A 13,835-nucleotide genomic window follows, 5' to 3' on the forward strand; every position below is an offset into this window, starting at 1 on the left:
ATGACTGAAGAAATATCAATAATTATCACAGTATCTTTAATTATATTTATTTCGCCACTAATTTCTAAGATATTAAGATTACCAACAATTACTGTTGAAATAATGCTAGGTGCACTTGCTGTTTATTTTGCATTTATTGTAGAGCATGCAATTCTTCACTTAGTAGCTGAGTTAGGTTTTCTATATCTAATGTTTTTAGCGGGTCTTGAAGTTGATTTAAAGAAACTTGTAAATATTTCTCCTTCACTTTTAAAAAAGTCATTACTTTTTAACTTGATTTTATTCTCCCTATCAGGTTTGATTACTTGGTATTTTGGTTTAAGCAATCTATTTATTGTAATACTTCCTCTAATCTCTATTGGAATATTAGCCGCTTTAAAAAAAGAGTATGGTGATGTTGACTGGATTAGATTAGCCATAGTAGTGGGTTTAATAGGCGAGATTGTATCAATCTTTGCACTTACTACTGTATCAGCTCTTTTAGAGTTTGGAATAAATTTTGAGTTTTATAAAACTATGATTTTATTTACAGGCTTTTTAGTTTCTATGCTATTTATTTATAAACTATTTCATAATCTTATTTGGTGGTATCCAGGAATTAAAGCATATTTAATGCCTGAAAAAGATCATCAAGAACAAGATATTAGAATGTCAATGGCGATTTTCTTTCTTATGATTACTGTTATGATGTATTTACATTTAGAAGTTGCTTTTGGAGCATTTATCGCAGGTACTTTTATTACTACATTTTTTGAAGAGCATAATAAGCAACTTCCTCATAAACTAGAGCACTTTGGTTTTGGTTGGTTAGTTCCTATCTTCTTTATTTCTGTAGGGGCTTCTTTTGAAATTGAAGCAATATTCCAAGAGGGTTTAGTTGCTAAAGCTCTACTCATAACACTAGCAATGGTAATAATTAGATTAGTAGCTTCAACACTATTTATTAAAGATATAGGATTAAATAAGTTTTATATGTTAGGATTGTCTTTATCTATGCCATTAACGCTTTTAATTGCTGTAACGACAATAGCTTATAATAATCACTCGATTACTCAAGAGTATTATTATGCATTTATTCTAGCAGCTATCTTAGAAGTACTATTAGTAATGATAGCTATTAGAATTTTATCATATCTTTCTAGTTTAAAGACTCAATCGTAATTAGATTGTCTTTGTATTCAACATTGTAAGAACTAGGTTTTTCAGATAGTAAAATAACAACTCTGTAAAATCTTTCTTCTTTATGATTTCCTACAGCAATTTTTTTGAAATTTTTAGACTCTAACGTATCTCTTTTTGTATAAAAATTCTTTTTAGCTTTATAGTCAATAATAATCTTATTCTCTTTTTCTAAAGTAAATTTTTTAGATACCATATCTTTTGTATGAATAATTAATTTATTATCGTTATATTCAACTTTTATAAAATCTAAAAGCTCTTTTGTCTTCATATTTAAACTAGTATCATTTAAGATATCTGTTCTAGGTTTTACAAATACAACTTGTGTAGGTTCTACAACTTTTGTTTTTTCAAGCTCTTTTTCTAGAAGTTTTTTTGCTTTACTTTCTGATTGAACTTGAGCTTTTTTGATTAGTTTTTTAACTTCTTTTTTCGTATAAGTTTTTTCTACTTTTAATGCAGGAGTTAATTTTTTTATAGCTTCTTGAACTTTATTTTTATTTTCATTGCTATTATCTGATACTTTCGACATCTTTTCTTGCATCTCTTCTATATAAGCAGATTCATTAATAGAATTTTCATCAATTTCATTTTGTTCTATTATCCTAGCAGCTTCTTCTTCATAAGCATTTGTAGCTTCAAAAGGATTTTCTCTTGCATTTAAATTAAATGCTAAAATAAGTGTTAATGTAAATAAAAATAAAGTTTTCATTCTTCTGGCTCCAGATTTTTTAGTTCAAAATATTCTTTTTGTAAATAGGCATTATCTTCTTGAAGTCTAACAATCTCTTCTTCTAAATAAATTTTCTTATTTTTTAAAGAGCTATAAACCTCTAAAGAATTATCTCCAAAAAGAGTATTAGCTACGTGATAAGAAAGAAATATAGTAAGAGCAATAGAGAACATTGCAATTACTATAAACTTCTTATAATTACGTAAAAAATTTTTCATAAATTTATATTATTTAGAAAAAGGTGTTTTTCCTAAATATTCTGCATAGGCAATTTCAGCACCGATTTCTAATAATCTATTATATTTAGCGATTCTATCACTTCTTGCAGTTGAACCTGTTTTGATTTGACCACAGTTTAATGCAACAGCAAAATCAGCAATAAATGCATCTTCACTTTCACCTGATCTATGTGACATTACACAATTATAATTGTTTCTTTGTGCTAATCTAATTGTTAACATAGTTTCAGAAACTGTTCCAATTTGATTTGGTTTAATTAAAATTGAGTTTGCGATATTTTTGTTAATACCTTCATTTAAAATTGAAGCATTAGTAACAAATAAATCATCTCCAACTAATTGAACTTTATCTCCTAAAACATCAGTTAAGATTTTCCATCCATCCCAATCATCTTCACTTAATCCATCTTCGATAGAAACGATTGGATATTTAGCACATAAATCAGCATAGTAGTTTACTAATTCTTCTGATGTAATTTCTCTATTTTCAGATTTTAATACATAAAGACCTTTGTCATTAATAAGCTCAGAAGCAGCAATATCAAGTGCAAGTGCAATTTGCTCACCAGGAACATATCCAGCTTTTTCTATAGCTTTAACAATTACTTCTAAAGGCTCTTCGTTTGATTTTAAGTTTGGAGCAAATCCACCCTCATCACCAACAGCAGTTGATTCACCCATCTCATCAATCACTTTTTTTAAGTGCTGATAAATTTCAGCAGTTGCTCTTAATCCTTCATTGAAGTTTTCAAAACCAACTGGCATAATCATATACTCTTGGAAATCAACAGAGTTATTAGCATGCTCTCCACCATTAATGATATTAAACATAGGTACAGGCATAGTCATAGCATTTGCACCTCCAAGATATCTATATAATGGAATATTTAAAGATGCTGCTGCAGCACGTGCAACTGCCATAGATACACCTAAAACAGCATTAGCTCCTAATTTAGCATAATTACTAGTACCATCAATATCTTTCATCGTAGCATCAATCTCTGCTTGATTATAAGGACTCATTCCTAATAATTCATCAGCAATAGTAGTATTTACATTTTCAACTGCTTTTAAAACACCTTTTCCTAAAAATCTAGCATCGCCATCTCTTAATTCTAAAGCTTCTCTTTTTCCAGTACTTGCACCACTTGGTACAATCGCGCTTTCTTTTGTTCCATCACTTAATATAACAGTTGCTCTAACTGTTGGGTTTCCTCTTGAATCTAATACTTCGTCTGCGTATACATTGTCAATAAATACCACGTAGTTCTCCTATTCTTCATAATTTGTATTATTATATCTAAAATTTGATTTTTGTTTGCTTTTGCAAGTTGTGTTTTGTAGTTTGTCTTGTTATATAAAAGGCTATAAAACCAAAGAGAAAGTTCTCTTTGATTATTAATTATTATTCTGAATCTTCATCTTCTTCTGCATCTTTTGCACCATCAATTATTTCATCATTTACACCCATAGCTGCTAAGATTTTATTTTCAATCTCTTTTGCAATTTCTGGATTATCTCTTAAGAATACTTTTGAGTTTTCTTTTCCTTGTCCTATTTTTGCATCGCCGTATGAGAACCAAGCACCTGCTTTATCAACAATATCAAGTTTAACACCATAATCAACAAGCTCTCCCATTTTTGAAATTCCTTCACCAAACATAATATCAAATTCAGCAAGTTTAAATGGAGCTGCAACTTTATTTTTTACAACTTTTACTTTAACTCTATTTCCAATTGAATTTTCACCTTGTTTAAGCGTTGCTATTCTTCTAATATCAAGTCTTACAGAAGAGTAAAATTTAAGTGCATTTCCACCAGTAGTTGTTTCAGGACTTCCGTATCCTGTCATACCAATTTTCATTCTAATTTGGTTAATAAAGATTACTGTACATTGCATTTTATTTAATAAACCAGTGATTTTTCTTAAAGCCTTAGACATAAGTCTAGCTTGAACACCAACTTGTTGGTCATCCATATCACCATCAATTTCAACTTTAGGAGTTAAAGCTGCAACTGAATCAATTACAACTAAATCAACTGCTCCTGATCTAATAACAGTTTCTAAAATCTCTAAAGCTTGCTCACCAAAATCAGGTTGAGATACAAGTAAATTATCAATATCAACACCAAGATTTTTAGCATATTGTGTATCTAGTGCGTGCTCTGCATCAATAAAAGCACAAACACCACCAGCTTTTTGACATTCTGCAATTGCATGAAGTGTAAGAGTTGTTTTACCAGAAGATTCAGGTCCGTATATTTCAATAACTCTACCTTGAGGAAGTCCACCAACACCAAGTGCTAAATCAAGTCCTAATGAACCTGTACTAATAGCTTCAGTTGGTACTACTTCTTTATCACCAAGTCTTATTAAAGTACCTTTTCCAAATGCTTTGTCAATTTGTTTTATAGCTAAGTCTAGTGATTTTTTTTGATTATCGTCCATATTATTTCCTAATTTTGTTTCTATTATTTATTTATATGGGAATTTTAGCAGATTTATTTTGAATTGTTGATTTATATTGCAAATTGTAAGATTTTTATTTTTCTTCTTGAATCTTTTCTACTGTTTCAATAGTTTTAATATGAGCTCTAACTCTTTGTTTCATAGAAAATGACTTAATATGTTTTGCTAGAATTTTTGTATATTTTTTATAGTTTCTAGAGTCTTTCTCAAATGATGCTAGTTTTTTTTGTATTTTTAGTATATCTTTTGGGATGTGACTTCCTTCCATAATAGAACCTAGTATTTATTTCATATATTAAATTATTACATATGTTTTCTTAAAGTATTTTTTTGCATAAAAAAACCTAAGTCAAAATGACTTAGGTTTTTTATGAGTTTTAAACTGTAGTTACAAAGATTATTGTAATAATTTTAAAACATTTTGTTGAACAGAATTCGCTTGACTGATTGCATATGAACCAGCTTGAGAAATAATGTTTTGTTTGTTGAAGTTTGCAGATTCTTGAGCATAATCAACATCTCTAATAATAGACTCAGCTGCTTGTACATTTGTAGACTGAGTCATTAAGTTTCTTACTGCTGATTCAACTTGGTTTTGAGTCGACCCGATGTCTCCTCTAAATCCATTCAGTTTTGTAATAGCGTCATCAACTACAGCTTGGAATGAATCAGCAAGTTCAGTTGTTAATTCTCCACTAGATAAGTCAGCAATAGCACTTAAATTTGTTCCACCATTAGAAACAGTATTTGTACCATCACCTGTTACTGTTAGAGAATCAGCAGCTGCACCATTATTTGTAACATCAACAGTTGTATCTGTTGTAAATGATAGTGAAACAGCAGCTGAAGCTGTTGCCTCTGCATCTCTTGAAATTGTAGTAGCCTCAGTTCCAACAGTTGTTGCAGGTGTTGCTGTACTTCCTACAATTCTAGTAACTTCTAATTTATCTCCTACATCATCAAATGCTATTCCTGCTTGATCTGCAATAGCAGTATAACTACCATCACCATTATCAATCCAGTTTGCATTTTCAATAATTGCTTCTGATAATCCTGTACCTAATGTTGTAGTATCAGTAACTATAACAGTATCACCAGCTTTTGCATCAAATGTTTGTGCTGCAACAGTAGCAACTACATCAAATTTTAATTCTGTAGGTGAAGAAACAACTAATGCATCATCTCCATTTGTTCCACCCTCAGCAATTAATGTACCATTTGCTTCATCCCAATCAACTGCAGTTCCACCTAGTGTAACTGTACCATCACCGATCATTGCAGCAGCAGAAACAGTTGCTGCTGGTAAACTAACAGCTTCAGCATTAGTTACTGTGATAGATTCTCCTGCAACAACTTTTAAGTTATCAGTTGTAAAGTCAGCCTTTACAGTATATACAGCACCTGCTTCACCATCAGTTCCTGATGCTAAGTCAAATTTCGCAGTATTAGCAAGTTGATTAGCTAAATCCGAACCAGAAAGTACATCTTCATTTAATGTAATGCTAGACCCTGCAGGAACAGTAGAACCTTGACCAATATCTACAGTTGTAGCATCAAGTAAAGAAATAGATTCACCTGTTTCTAAAGCAATAGTTTCTGCAGTAAGTGCTTTGTATTTTCCATCACCAATATCTTCAAATTTAGTAGTATCAGCTAAAGCTGTTTCTAATGCTCCACCTATCGTTGGTGTATTATTAGTAGTATCAACAATATCCCCTACAGTCGTTGTAAGATCTTGGGCTGCTACAGTAATCGTTTCAGCTGGTGTTGTAATATCTGCTGTTACTGCATCAACTGATGATAAGTCTATAGTTTTACCCTCACCTGCAGATTGCACAGTATATGTTCCAGAAGTTAGAGGTTATGAGATAAGTAATTACATGGTCGAGTTTTTGAATTTTTTACTATAACTTTTGAAAAAGCAGCAAAAAAGTTTTCAAAATGTTCTTCAAGTAAGAGAGGTGGTCACTTAGGTACTTTTTCAAAGGGTGATATGGTTAAAGAATTTGATGAAGTTGTATTTACAAAAGATTTATTAAAAGTTCATGGACCTGTTAAAACACAATTTGGATTCCACTTAATAGAAATAACATCAAGATATTAAAAAAATTACCAATAAAAAATAGATAAAATTTATCTATTTTTTATTATCTTCTGTAATTAATGAAATATTAAACAATTGATTAACTTGCAATAAATCAAGTACCTTTACAACATTTTCATATTTTACATCTTTATCAATTCTAAAAATTATATTTCTACTTTTATCTTCTATTTCAAACATTTTTTCATGTAATTCATCTATAGTTATTTCTTTACCATAAACAGCTAGTTTATTTTCACCTATTTCAATAACTAATTCTTTTTTCTTTAGCTCAATTTCTTTTGCACTTGAAGTAGGAAGATTAAGAACTAATGCCAATTCATCCTTTTTAAATACAGATGAAACAATAAAAAAAATCAATAAAATAAAAACAACATCTATCAAAGGTGTGATATCAGGTACTAATATTTCTCTTTTTTTCATAATCTTTTTAAAACCTCTTTTTGAAGTTTTAACTCAATTGAATCTAATACTCCATAAATATAGTTATATCCTATATAGTGTGGAATCGCTACAATAAGACCTGCAACAGTTGTTATAAGTGCAATTGATATACCATTTGAAAAGATACTAGGATCACCTAAACCACTTTTTGTAATAGAGTCAAAAGAATTTAAAACACCAACTACAGTTCCAAGTAAACCTAAAAGTGGAGCAATTGATGCAATAATTTTTACAGTATTTAAGCCAAACTCTAACTTTTTTATTTTTCTATTAATAATATTATCAATTGACTCTTTTTGTAAACTAACATTTGATTCTTTTACAAAAGTTATTATCTCATTAATAGTTTTCTCTTTTCTTAATCTTGAAAAAGAAAGGACTACTATTTTCCAAAACATGATTGTAAAACCGATTGTATTTAGGGCAATTAATATATATACAATTATCCCACCTCTATTTATATAACTTATTAAATCTACTTCCATTATTTTTAATTCCTTACTATTTGATAAACAACTGGAACTGTTATAGCCCAAGATGATTTATTTAATTCTTTTGGTATTGGGTCAAACTTCTTTATATTTGACATTATTTCTCTTGTCGCTTTATTTAATCTTTTGTATTTACTATTTTTTGAAATTTTTACATTTCTAATTTCTCCATTTTTAGCAATTGTAAAACTAAGATAAACTTTTCCCATTTGTTTCAATCTTTTTGCTGACTTTGGATACTTTTTATTCTTTTCTATTAATCTTTGTAACTTAGATAAATAATTATTTTTTACTGAGTTAAGTACTTTTTTGTTTACTTCTTTAGATTTTTCTTCTACTTTAACAGTAGGCATTTGTTGCTTTACCACTTCTTTAAAAACTTTTTTAGGTTTTTCCACTGGAGTTTTTTTAACAACTTTTTTAATAAGCTTTTTCTTTACAACTTTTTTCTTAATAACCTTTTTTTTATAGTGTTTTTTTTCTTTTTTAATTATATTTTTGCTTTTTGTTTTAATAAGCTTTTTCTTTATAATCTCCTTTTTTACTACTTTTTTTATTTCTTCTATCTTTGGTTCAGGTTTTATTTCTTGTTTTTTAATAACAACTTTATTTAACTTAATTTGTACACTCTTGTTTGTAGGTTTTGGTGCTATCACAGTTTTTTGTTCCTCCATTTTTAACTGTGCAAAAAGGTAAATATGTGTTGATACAACAAGAACTAAAATAATTAAAAAGCTCTTTTTATTTTCCATTTTCGAATTCTAATATAATATTGATAACAATTATCTTAATTATATACTAATGATAATAGTTATCAATTTTATTTAGATTTAAGATTCACTTGGTTAATATTCGCTTAACATTTTGTTAACAATTATTAAAAAAAAACAATGGAAATACAATGGAAATACAATGGAAATACAATGGAAATACAATGGAAATAAACGAAAAGAAAATCGAAAGTAAAGAAATCTTTGATCAGTCAAAAATTGTTACTATTATTCATGATGGACAAGAGTATCAATTAAGAGTAACAAAAGCGAACAAATTAATTTTAACAAAATAAGAAAATAAAATAAAAATATATAGCTAGCAAAAATCTAACCATTCTCCTAAATAAATAGCCAGCCACAATTTCAACTTAAACATTACCAAGGAAAGAAAATGAACATAAAAATTGCACATACAGTTGCAGCATTATTGGTGGCTAATATTTCATTATTGGCAGAAGAAACACATTTATCAGAAGTAAATATAAACTCATCAGCTTTTGATGCACAAGTTAAATCTATTTCTTCAAAACAATTAGAAGAGGAACAAGCAAGTGATGTTAAAGATATTTTAAAATCACTTCCAAGTGTTTCAGTTGCGGGAAACTCTAGATATGCGGAAAAGGTTTTTGTAAGAGGACTAGAAGATAAATTTGCAAATATCACAATTGATGGGGCAAAAGTTGGTGGACAATTATTTCACCATGCAGGTGATCAAACAATTGATGCTTCATTATTAAAAATCACATCAGTAGAACTTGGTCCAAACTCTGCGTTAAGTGGACCTGGCGTTATTAATGGTTCATTTGAATATGAAACAAAAGATCCAAGTGATTTTTTAGCTGATGATGAAGTATTTGGTGGAAAAATATCTCTAGGTTATGAAACTGCAAGAGAGCGAAAAAAAGGAACTGTTGCTGTATTTGGAAAAATCAATGACAAAGTTGAATTTGTAGGAATGGGTTCAATAGCAAATGATGGAACTTTAACTTTAGGAAATGATGAAAAAGTAAATAATAAAGAAAGCAAATTAAAAAGTGGTTTAGCAAAACTTGTAATTAAACCAAATGATTATAATACTATAAAACTATCTTACAATAGATATGAAGATGGTGGAGATAGAAATATCTCAGGTGAAAAAGTTGGTAGTGAAGATCCATCTGAAGATTACAGTTCAATTAATAGAGATACATATACATTAAATTATAAATATACACCTGATAATGAATATGTAAATGTAGAAGCAACTGTATATTCAAATGAACAATATATGGAAAGAGATGCAAGTGATACTGTTGGATATCGAGAATATACAAACTCATCTAGAGGTTATGATTTAAGAAATACTTCTTTATTAGGACTTCACAAATTAACATATGGTACTGATTATACATATGAAGAACAAGAAAAAGTTGATTCTGGTGTTAATTATGAGGGTGGAGAGACAAATAATATTGGATTATATTTTGAAGATGAAATGGCTTTTGATAGATTAACACTTACCTTAGGTGCAAGATATGATCATTATAAATTAGGTGGAATCTATGATGGTACATTTGAGCAACTTTCTCCTAAAATGAAGTTAAAATACCAAGCATCTCAAAATCTATCACTAAGAGCAGCATATGGAAGAATTTTTAAAGGTCCATCATTAGGTGAAACACTTACATTAGGTACAACAACAGTTCAAGATGTTGATACTCAAGCACAAACAGGTCATAACTATGAAGTTGGACTAGATTATAATTTAACACAAGCTTTAAGTGCAGATAATGCGGTTATTGGATTTAACGTATATAGATATAATGTAGACGATTATTCTCATCCTACTAAAAATAGTAGCCTAGTATCTCAAGGTGATATAGTAATTTGGGGAACAGAAACAATGTTCTCATATAACAAAGATAAATTAGGATTAAATCTAAGCCATACATATACAGATGGAGAACAAACAGCTATTGATGGTACAAAGTATGAACCTCAAACTGCAAATATCCATGTATTTAAAGTTGGTGCAAATTATAGATTGAGTAAAGAATTTAAAGTTAATTATAGTTCTCAATTTGTTCCAGGAAATAGCTGGGAACACTCGTCAGGGAAAAGAGAAAGAGGTGGTTATGGTACACATGATGTAAACTTTACATTTACACCTAATCTAATCAAAGATGCAACTTTCAATTTTGGAATTGCTAATATCTTTGATAAAGCTTATGTAAACCACACTGGTTTTGGTGCATATTCAGGGAATACAAACAAAGCCTATGAAATAGGTAGAAACTTCAAATTTGAAGTAGCTTATAAGTTCTAATTAAAATGATGGAATATTAATACTATTAATATTCTATCAACTTACATTTATATAATTTTTTAAAGAGAGTTTTACATTTATGCATAAAAAAATATGGTTTAAAATACATTTATACTTAGGCTTAACAGCAGGAATAATTCTGATGGTTATGGGAATTACTGGTGCCATGATATCTTTTCAAAAAGAGATTTTATGGTTAGTGAATAAAGATAGTTATATTGTAAAAGTTAGCGGTCAAATGCAAACTGAACAACAAATTATTGATAACTTTAGATTAAAATTTCCAAAAGCAAATATTAGAGGATTAACAGTAAAAAATGATCCTACTTCATCTGCAGTAGTAAATATAGCTAGTAATAAAAAAGGAAAAGCAGGAAGAAGAGGAATCAATTATTATATAAATCCTTATACTTCGGAAATTTTACCAAATGTTGAAGGTCAAAAAGTATTCAAATTTATTGAAATGATACATAGAGGACTAGTAGCAGGAGAAGTTGGGAAACAAATTGTAGGTGCATGTACATTAGCGTTATTAATTTTAATGTTAAGTGGAGTTTTCGTTTACCTACCAAGATTGAAAAGAGCATTTTTCAAAAGCTTTACCTTTAAATTTAAACAAAAAGGTAGAAGTTTTCTATCAACAATGCACAGTTCACTTGGAATGTGGGTAATACCATTTTATTTAGTGTCATCATTTACTGGACTATTTTTATCTTATCATTGGTTTAGTGATATTGTTTATAATGTATCTGGTGTTGAGAAAAAAGTTCGTCAAAAACCTACTGTAATCAAAACAAAAAGAACTGAGAATAAAAACACTAATAAAAAAGGGGAATTATCATCTCAAAGAGTACAAGAAATATTCAATTTATTTAAAGAAAATATTACAGATTATTCAAGTGTTAGTTTAAAATTCGAAGGTAAAAAGGGTATTTATAATTTAACTTATATTAAAAAAGAGCCTATGCATTATAGAGCAAGAAATGAAATTTCTTTAGATATGGAAAATAACACAATTGTAAAACATGAAGAATTTTCTAAAAAGCCTTTAGAAGAAATACTAATTAAAAGTGTGATACCTATTCATACAGGTGAATATTTTGGTAGAACAGGTCAAATATTGATGTTAATAGCATCTTTACTTATGTCTTTATTTACAATCACTGGATTTATGATGTACTTCCAAAGAAGAAAGAAAAAATACTAACTAAAAGAAGACTAAAAGGATAAGCTTTTAAGTCTTATCTTTTAGTTTAATGTTCTTCATCCTCATGTTCATTTAACATAGTAATTATTTTTTCATAAATATTTTCAGCTTCCTCATCTGAAAGCTTATCTTCTTCAACTACCTCAATAATAGTTTTTAATTCACTAATAAACGCCTCAATATCTTTTTTAGCAACTAAATCATCAGCACTTGCCGTTTCATCTTTTATCGCAGTGTTTAAATCTTCTAAATAGCCCTCACTCTCAGGTAACATAACATCCACAATAACATTTTTTAATTCTTCTTTTATATTTTCCATTTCTTCTCCATAGTTTTAACTATTTAATATATGATAGTATTTTCACTAATTCATCACTATCTTCCCATTCAGCTTTAACTTGATTTGAGAAAACAACTTTTTTTAAATTCATCTTCTTCACCCGACCACAAAGAATAAGCATGATCAAAAGAATCAATAATATTTTTAATATGTTTTTTTGTTAACCCAAAGTCTAAAACCATATATCCATTATTAAGTTTATTGGAACTAAAAAATACTTCTACAACATACAAGTGTCCATGAATTGACTTTTTACATCTTCTAGTTGAACAATTCCTAACTATATGAGCACCCTCAAATTTAAATTTTTTTCTTATAATCATTTTAACTCTTTCCAAGTACATGTGATTGTTAGCTTCGTTAAACAGGCCACGACATTTAACTACTTATCAATTAAAATCCAGAGTTAATACCAAACGCTTTTCATTGGCTGGTACTACTGGTGAACGGTGGACTAAGCCCGCGTCTTCATTACCTTCCCAAAGCGTACCTTTGAGCAATGCAACATCGCCACAACCTAGTTTCTGGATATCATTTTCACTTTGGTAAAGGCCAGATTCACTGTCAGGCAACCCGTTACTACCCCACCCCAGTTTTGTGTGATCAAGCACCTCATGTGGTAGCCATTCTGAGGCTATACTCTGATAAGTCGTCACGAGGCGGCAAGGCACTCTATCAACATGAAATTTAGGGCACATTGCTTGATCTAAAACTTTCAAGCGCATGGCTGCTTGTTTAAGTCCAAATAAATAACAAAACATATCCACAAGCTCAGCAATATCTTCGCTCACTTCGGCCATATTGTTATTTAAAGATTCGCTAATACGTGAAAGCGCATCTTGTGGAGTTAAGATCATATTTTTTTGAAATGTAGGATTCAATGCCAGAAACGTTTTCACTGAATCTTGTAAAGTGGTAGGTAACTTACGCTGCCAAATGGCTATATTGATTTCTGATTGATAGATATCAGTAAAAACCGTTGGATGATTATCCTGCACCCTATGTCGATAGCTTACAGGCATTGTCGTAAAAGGTTTGGAACTCCATTGACCAGCAAGATTGAGATTCTTTTCATTCAGCATTATTCTTCCCTTTTATGCAACTTTGTCGCATTTAATTTTGGAATTATAATATACGTTATTTAAATGCAACTTAGTCGCAGTATTGTAAGCCAATCAAATAATATTACTTTTTTAAATAAATACATATAATACAATTGTGTTAATAAATCAAAGGAGTAGATTTTGGCAGATGGAAAACGTAAAATTAATGAACATGGAGAAAACTGTGGTCACACTAAGATTAAATATGGTGATTATTATGACTATAATAATTTATACTTAGAATGTAAAGTACCTAAGTTAAAATAATAAGTTCAACAACCTGTCGAGACTGTGAAAGAACTAAAGCAATTCATAACAGCAGATTAGCTAAAATATAGATATCAAAGATTAACAAAAAGGCCTAACATGCCGAACTACAAAGAAGGATTAAACCGTCATCAACAACTCTTATTTCCGCCTAGTATTGATGAGTATGTTGATGAAAAC

At 29.5% G+C, this 13,835-nt stretch carries 17 protein-coding genes and 1 pseudogene; 6 read left to right on the forward strand and 12 right to left on the reverse strand.

Annotated features, from left to right (window positions below; all coding sequences use genetic code 11):
- The gene (locus GBG18_RS04685) at positions 1-1,161 is read left to right on the forward strand and encodes a cation:proton antiporter (RefSeq protein ID WP_152188855.1); all 1,161 of its coding nucleotides are present in this window, start codon (positions 1-3) and stop codon (positions 1,159-1,161) included.
- On the opposite strand, the gene GBG18_RS04690 is transcribed toward GBG18_RS04685, so the two are convergent.
- The 6 genes from GBG18_RS04690 to GBG18_RS15520 all read right to left on the reverse strand — a co-directional run bounded on the left by GBG18_RS04690 (position 1,139) and on the right by GBG18_RS15520 (position 6,458).
- Positions 1,139-1,891 (reverse strand): AMIN domain-containing protein, encoded by a 753-nt coding sequence (locus tag GBG18_RS04690; protein WP_152188856.1) that lies wholly within the window; start codon positions 1,889-1,891, stop codon positions 1,139-1,141. The two genes, GBG18_RS04685 and GBG18_RS04690, sit on opposite strands and share 23 nt — an antisense overlap.
- Entirely contained in the window at positions 1,888-2,130 is a 243-nt protein-coding gene (locus GBG18_RS04695; RefSeq protein WP_152188857.1) for a septum formation initiator, read from the reverse strand. The genes GBG18_RS04690 and GBG18_RS04695 overlap by 4 nt, the downstream gene beginning before the upstream one ends.
- 9 nt (positions 2,131-2,139) lie before the next feature.
- Positions 2,140-3,414 (reverse strand): phosphopyruvate hydratase, encoded by a 1,275-nt coding sequence (gene eno / locus GBG18_RS04700; protein ID WP_152188858.1) that lies wholly within the window; start codon positions 3,412-3,414, stop codon positions 2,140-2,142.
- Between the two features lie 142 nt (positions 3,415-3,556).
- Complete coding sequence (gene recA / locus GBG18_RS04705) at positions 3,557-4,600, reverse strand: recombinase RecA (RefSeq protein WP_152188860.1); 1,044 nt, start codon at positions 4,598-4,600, stop codon at positions 3,557-3,559.
- 94 nt (positions 4,601-4,694) lie between these two features.
- Positions 4,695-4,889, reverse strand: a complete 195-nt coding sequence (locus GBG18_RS04710; protein WP_152188862.1) for a hypothetical protein — start codon at positions 4,887-4,889, stop codon at positions 4,695-4,697.
- Positions 4,890-5,018: 129 nt separating this feature from the next.
- Positions 5,019-6,458 (reverse strand): flagellin, encoded by a 1,440-nt coding sequence (locus GBG18_RS15520; RefSeq protein WP_226896420.1) that lies wholly within the window; start codon positions 6,456-6,458, stop codon positions 5,019-5,021.
- A gap of 69 nt (positions 6,459-6,527) precedes the next feature.
- Here GBG18_RS15520 and GBG18_RS04720 point away from each other — a divergent pair, with 69 nt between their 5' ends.
- On the forward strand, positions 6,528-6,725 hold the full coding sequence (locus tag GBG18_RS04720) for a peptidylprolyl isomerase (RefSeq protein WP_152188864.1): 198 nt from the start codon (positions 6,528-6,530) through the stop codon (positions 6,723-6,725).
- Between the two features lie 33 nt (positions 6,726-6,758).
- On the opposite strand, the gene GBG18_RS04725 is transcribed toward GBG18_RS04720, so the two are convergent.
- From GBG18_RS04725 to GBG18_RS04735, 3 genes are read right to left on the reverse strand one after another with little or no spacing between them, the layout of a single operon-like run.
- Complete coding sequence (locus GBG18_RS04725; protein ID WP_152188866.1) at positions 6,759-7,148, reverse strand: ExbD/TolR family protein; 390 nt, start codon at positions 7,146-7,148, stop codon at positions 6,759-6,761.
- Positions 7,145-7,654: a MotA/TolQ/ExbB proton channel family protein gene (locus GBG18_RS04730; RefSeq protein ID WP_152188868.1), complete on the reverse strand. Its 510-nt coding sequence runs from the start codon at positions 7,652-7,654 to the stop codon at positions 7,145-7,147. Before GBG18_RS04730 ends, GBG18_RS04725 begins: the two co-directional genes overlap by 4 nt.
- A 5-nt stretch (positions 7,655-7,659) precedes the next feature.
- Entirely contained in the window at positions 7,660-8,412 is a 753-nt protein-coding gene (locus tag GBG18_RS04735) for an energy transducer TonB (RefSeq protein WP_152188869.1), read from the reverse strand.
- Positions 8,413-8,561: 149 nt separating this feature from the next.
- On the opposite strand from GBG18_RS04735, the gene hemP reads away from it, so the two are divergent.
- The 3 genes from hemP (at position 8,562) to GBG18_RS04750 (ending at position 11,945) form a co-directional block, all read left to right on the forward strand.
- Entirely contained in the window at positions 8,562-8,726 is a 165-nt protein-coding gene (gene hemP, locus GBG18_RS04740; protein WP_152188871.1) for a hemin uptake protein HemP, read from the forward strand.
- 98 nt (positions 8,727-8,824) lie between these two features.
- Entirely contained in the window at positions 8,825-10,738 is a 1,914-nt protein-coding gene (locus GBG18_RS04745; RefSeq protein ID WP_152188873.1) for a TonB-dependent receptor domain-containing protein, read from the forward strand.
- A 79-nt stretch (positions 10,739-10,817) separates the two neighbouring features.
- Positions 10,818-11,945, forward strand: coding sequence for a PepSY-associated TM helix domain-containing protein (locus GBG18_RS04750; protein WP_152188874.1), 1,128 nt, complete (start codon positions 10,818-10,820; stop codon positions 11,943-11,945).
- Positions 11,946-11,991: 46 nt separating this feature from the next.
- Here GBG18_RS04750 and GBG18_RS04755 read toward each other — a convergent pair whose 3' ends face one another.
- The 3 genes and pseudogenes from GBG18_RS04755 to GBG18_RS04765 all read right to left on the reverse strand — a co-directional run bounded on the left by GBG18_RS04755 (position 11,992) and on the right by GBG18_RS04765 (position 13,367).
- Complete coding sequence (locus GBG18_RS04755) at positions 11,992-12,264, reverse strand: DNA repair protein Rad50 (RefSeq protein WP_152188876.1); 273 nt, start codon at positions 12,262-12,264, stop codon at positions 11,992-11,994.
- A 101-nt stretch (positions 12,265-12,365) separates the two neighbouring features.
- Positions 12,366-12,608: pseudogene (locus tag GBG18_RS04760) on the reverse strand (6-pyruvoyl trahydropterin synthase family protein); the annotation flags it as partial.
- Between the two features lie 66 nt (positions 12,609-12,674).
- Complete coding sequence (locus GBG18_RS04765; protein WP_152188880.1) at positions 12,675-13,367, reverse strand: DUF1826 domain-containing protein; 693 nt, start codon at positions 13,365-13,367, stop codon at positions 12,675-12,677.
- A 162-nt stretch (positions 13,368-13,529) separates the two neighbouring features.
- Here GBG18_RS04765 and GBG18_RS15635 point away from each other — a divergent pair, with 162 nt between their 5' ends.
- Positions 13,530-13,655 (forward strand): hypothetical protein, encoded by a 126-nt coding sequence (locus tag GBG18_RS15635; protein WP_255467359.1) that lies wholly within the window; start codon positions 13,530-13,532, stop codon positions 13,653-13,655.
- Positions 13,656-13,835 lie beyond the last annotated feature (180 nt).

The sequence above is a fragment of the Poseidonibacter ostreae genome, assembly GCF_009208075.1.
GTDB lineage: Bacteria > Campylobacterota > Campylobacteria > Campylobacterales > Arcobacteraceae > Poseidonibacter > Poseidonibacter ostreae.

Excerpts from the sequence above, each read along its gene's own strand:
- hemP (WP_152188871.1), top strand. The coding sequence starts at position 8,562 with ATGGAAATACAATGGAAATACAATGGAAATACAATGGAAATAAACGAA.
- GBG18_RS04725 (WP_152188866.1), bottom strand. The coding sequence starts at position 7,148 with ATGAAAAAAAGAGAAATATTAGTACCTGATATCACACCTTTGATAGAT.
- GBG18_RS04765 (WP_152188880.1), bottom strand. The coding sequence starts at position 13,367 with ATGCTGAATGAAAAGAATCTCAATCTTGCTGGTCAATGGAGTTCCAAA.
- GBG18_RS04685 (WP_152188855.1), top strand. The coding sequence starts at position 1 with ATGACTGAAGAAATATCAATAATTATCACAGTATCTTTAATTATATTT.
- GBG18_RS04735 (WP_152188869.1), bottom strand. The coding sequence starts at position 8,412 with ATGGAAAATAAAAAGAGCTTTTTAATTATTTTAGTTCTTGTTGTATCA.
- GBG18_RS04755 (WP_152188876.1), bottom strand. The coding sequence starts at position 12,264 with ATGGAAAATATAAAAGAAGAATTAAAAAATGTTATTGTGGATGTTATG.
- GBG18_RS04695 (WP_152188857.1), bottom strand. The coding sequence starts at position 2,130 with ATGAAAAATTTTTTACGTAATTATAAGAAGTTTATAGTAATTGCAATG.
- GBG18_RS04730 (WP_152188868.1), bottom strand. The coding sequence starts at position 7,654 with ATGGAAGTAGATTTAATAAGTTATATAAATAGAGGTGGGATAATTGTA.
- GBG18_RS04690 (WP_152188856.1), bottom strand. The coding sequence starts at position 1,891 with ATGAAAACTTTATTTTTATTTACATTAACACTTATTTTAGCATTTAAT.
- GBG18_RS04710 (WP_152188862.1), bottom strand. The coding sequence starts at position 4,889 with ATGGAAGGAAGTCACATCCCAAAAGATATACTAAAAATACAAAAAAAA.
- GBG18_RS04745 (WP_152188873.1), top strand. The coding sequence starts at position 8,825 with ATGAACATAAAAATTGCACATACAGTTGCAGCATTATTGGTGGCTAAT.
- GBG18_RS04750 (WP_152188874.1), top strand. The coding sequence starts at position 10,818 with ATGCATAAAAAAATATGGTTTAAAATACATTTATACTTAGGCTTAACA.
- recA (WP_152188860.1), bottom strand. The coding sequence starts at position 4,600 with ATGGACGATAATCAAAAAAAATCACTAGACTTAGCTATAAAACAAATT.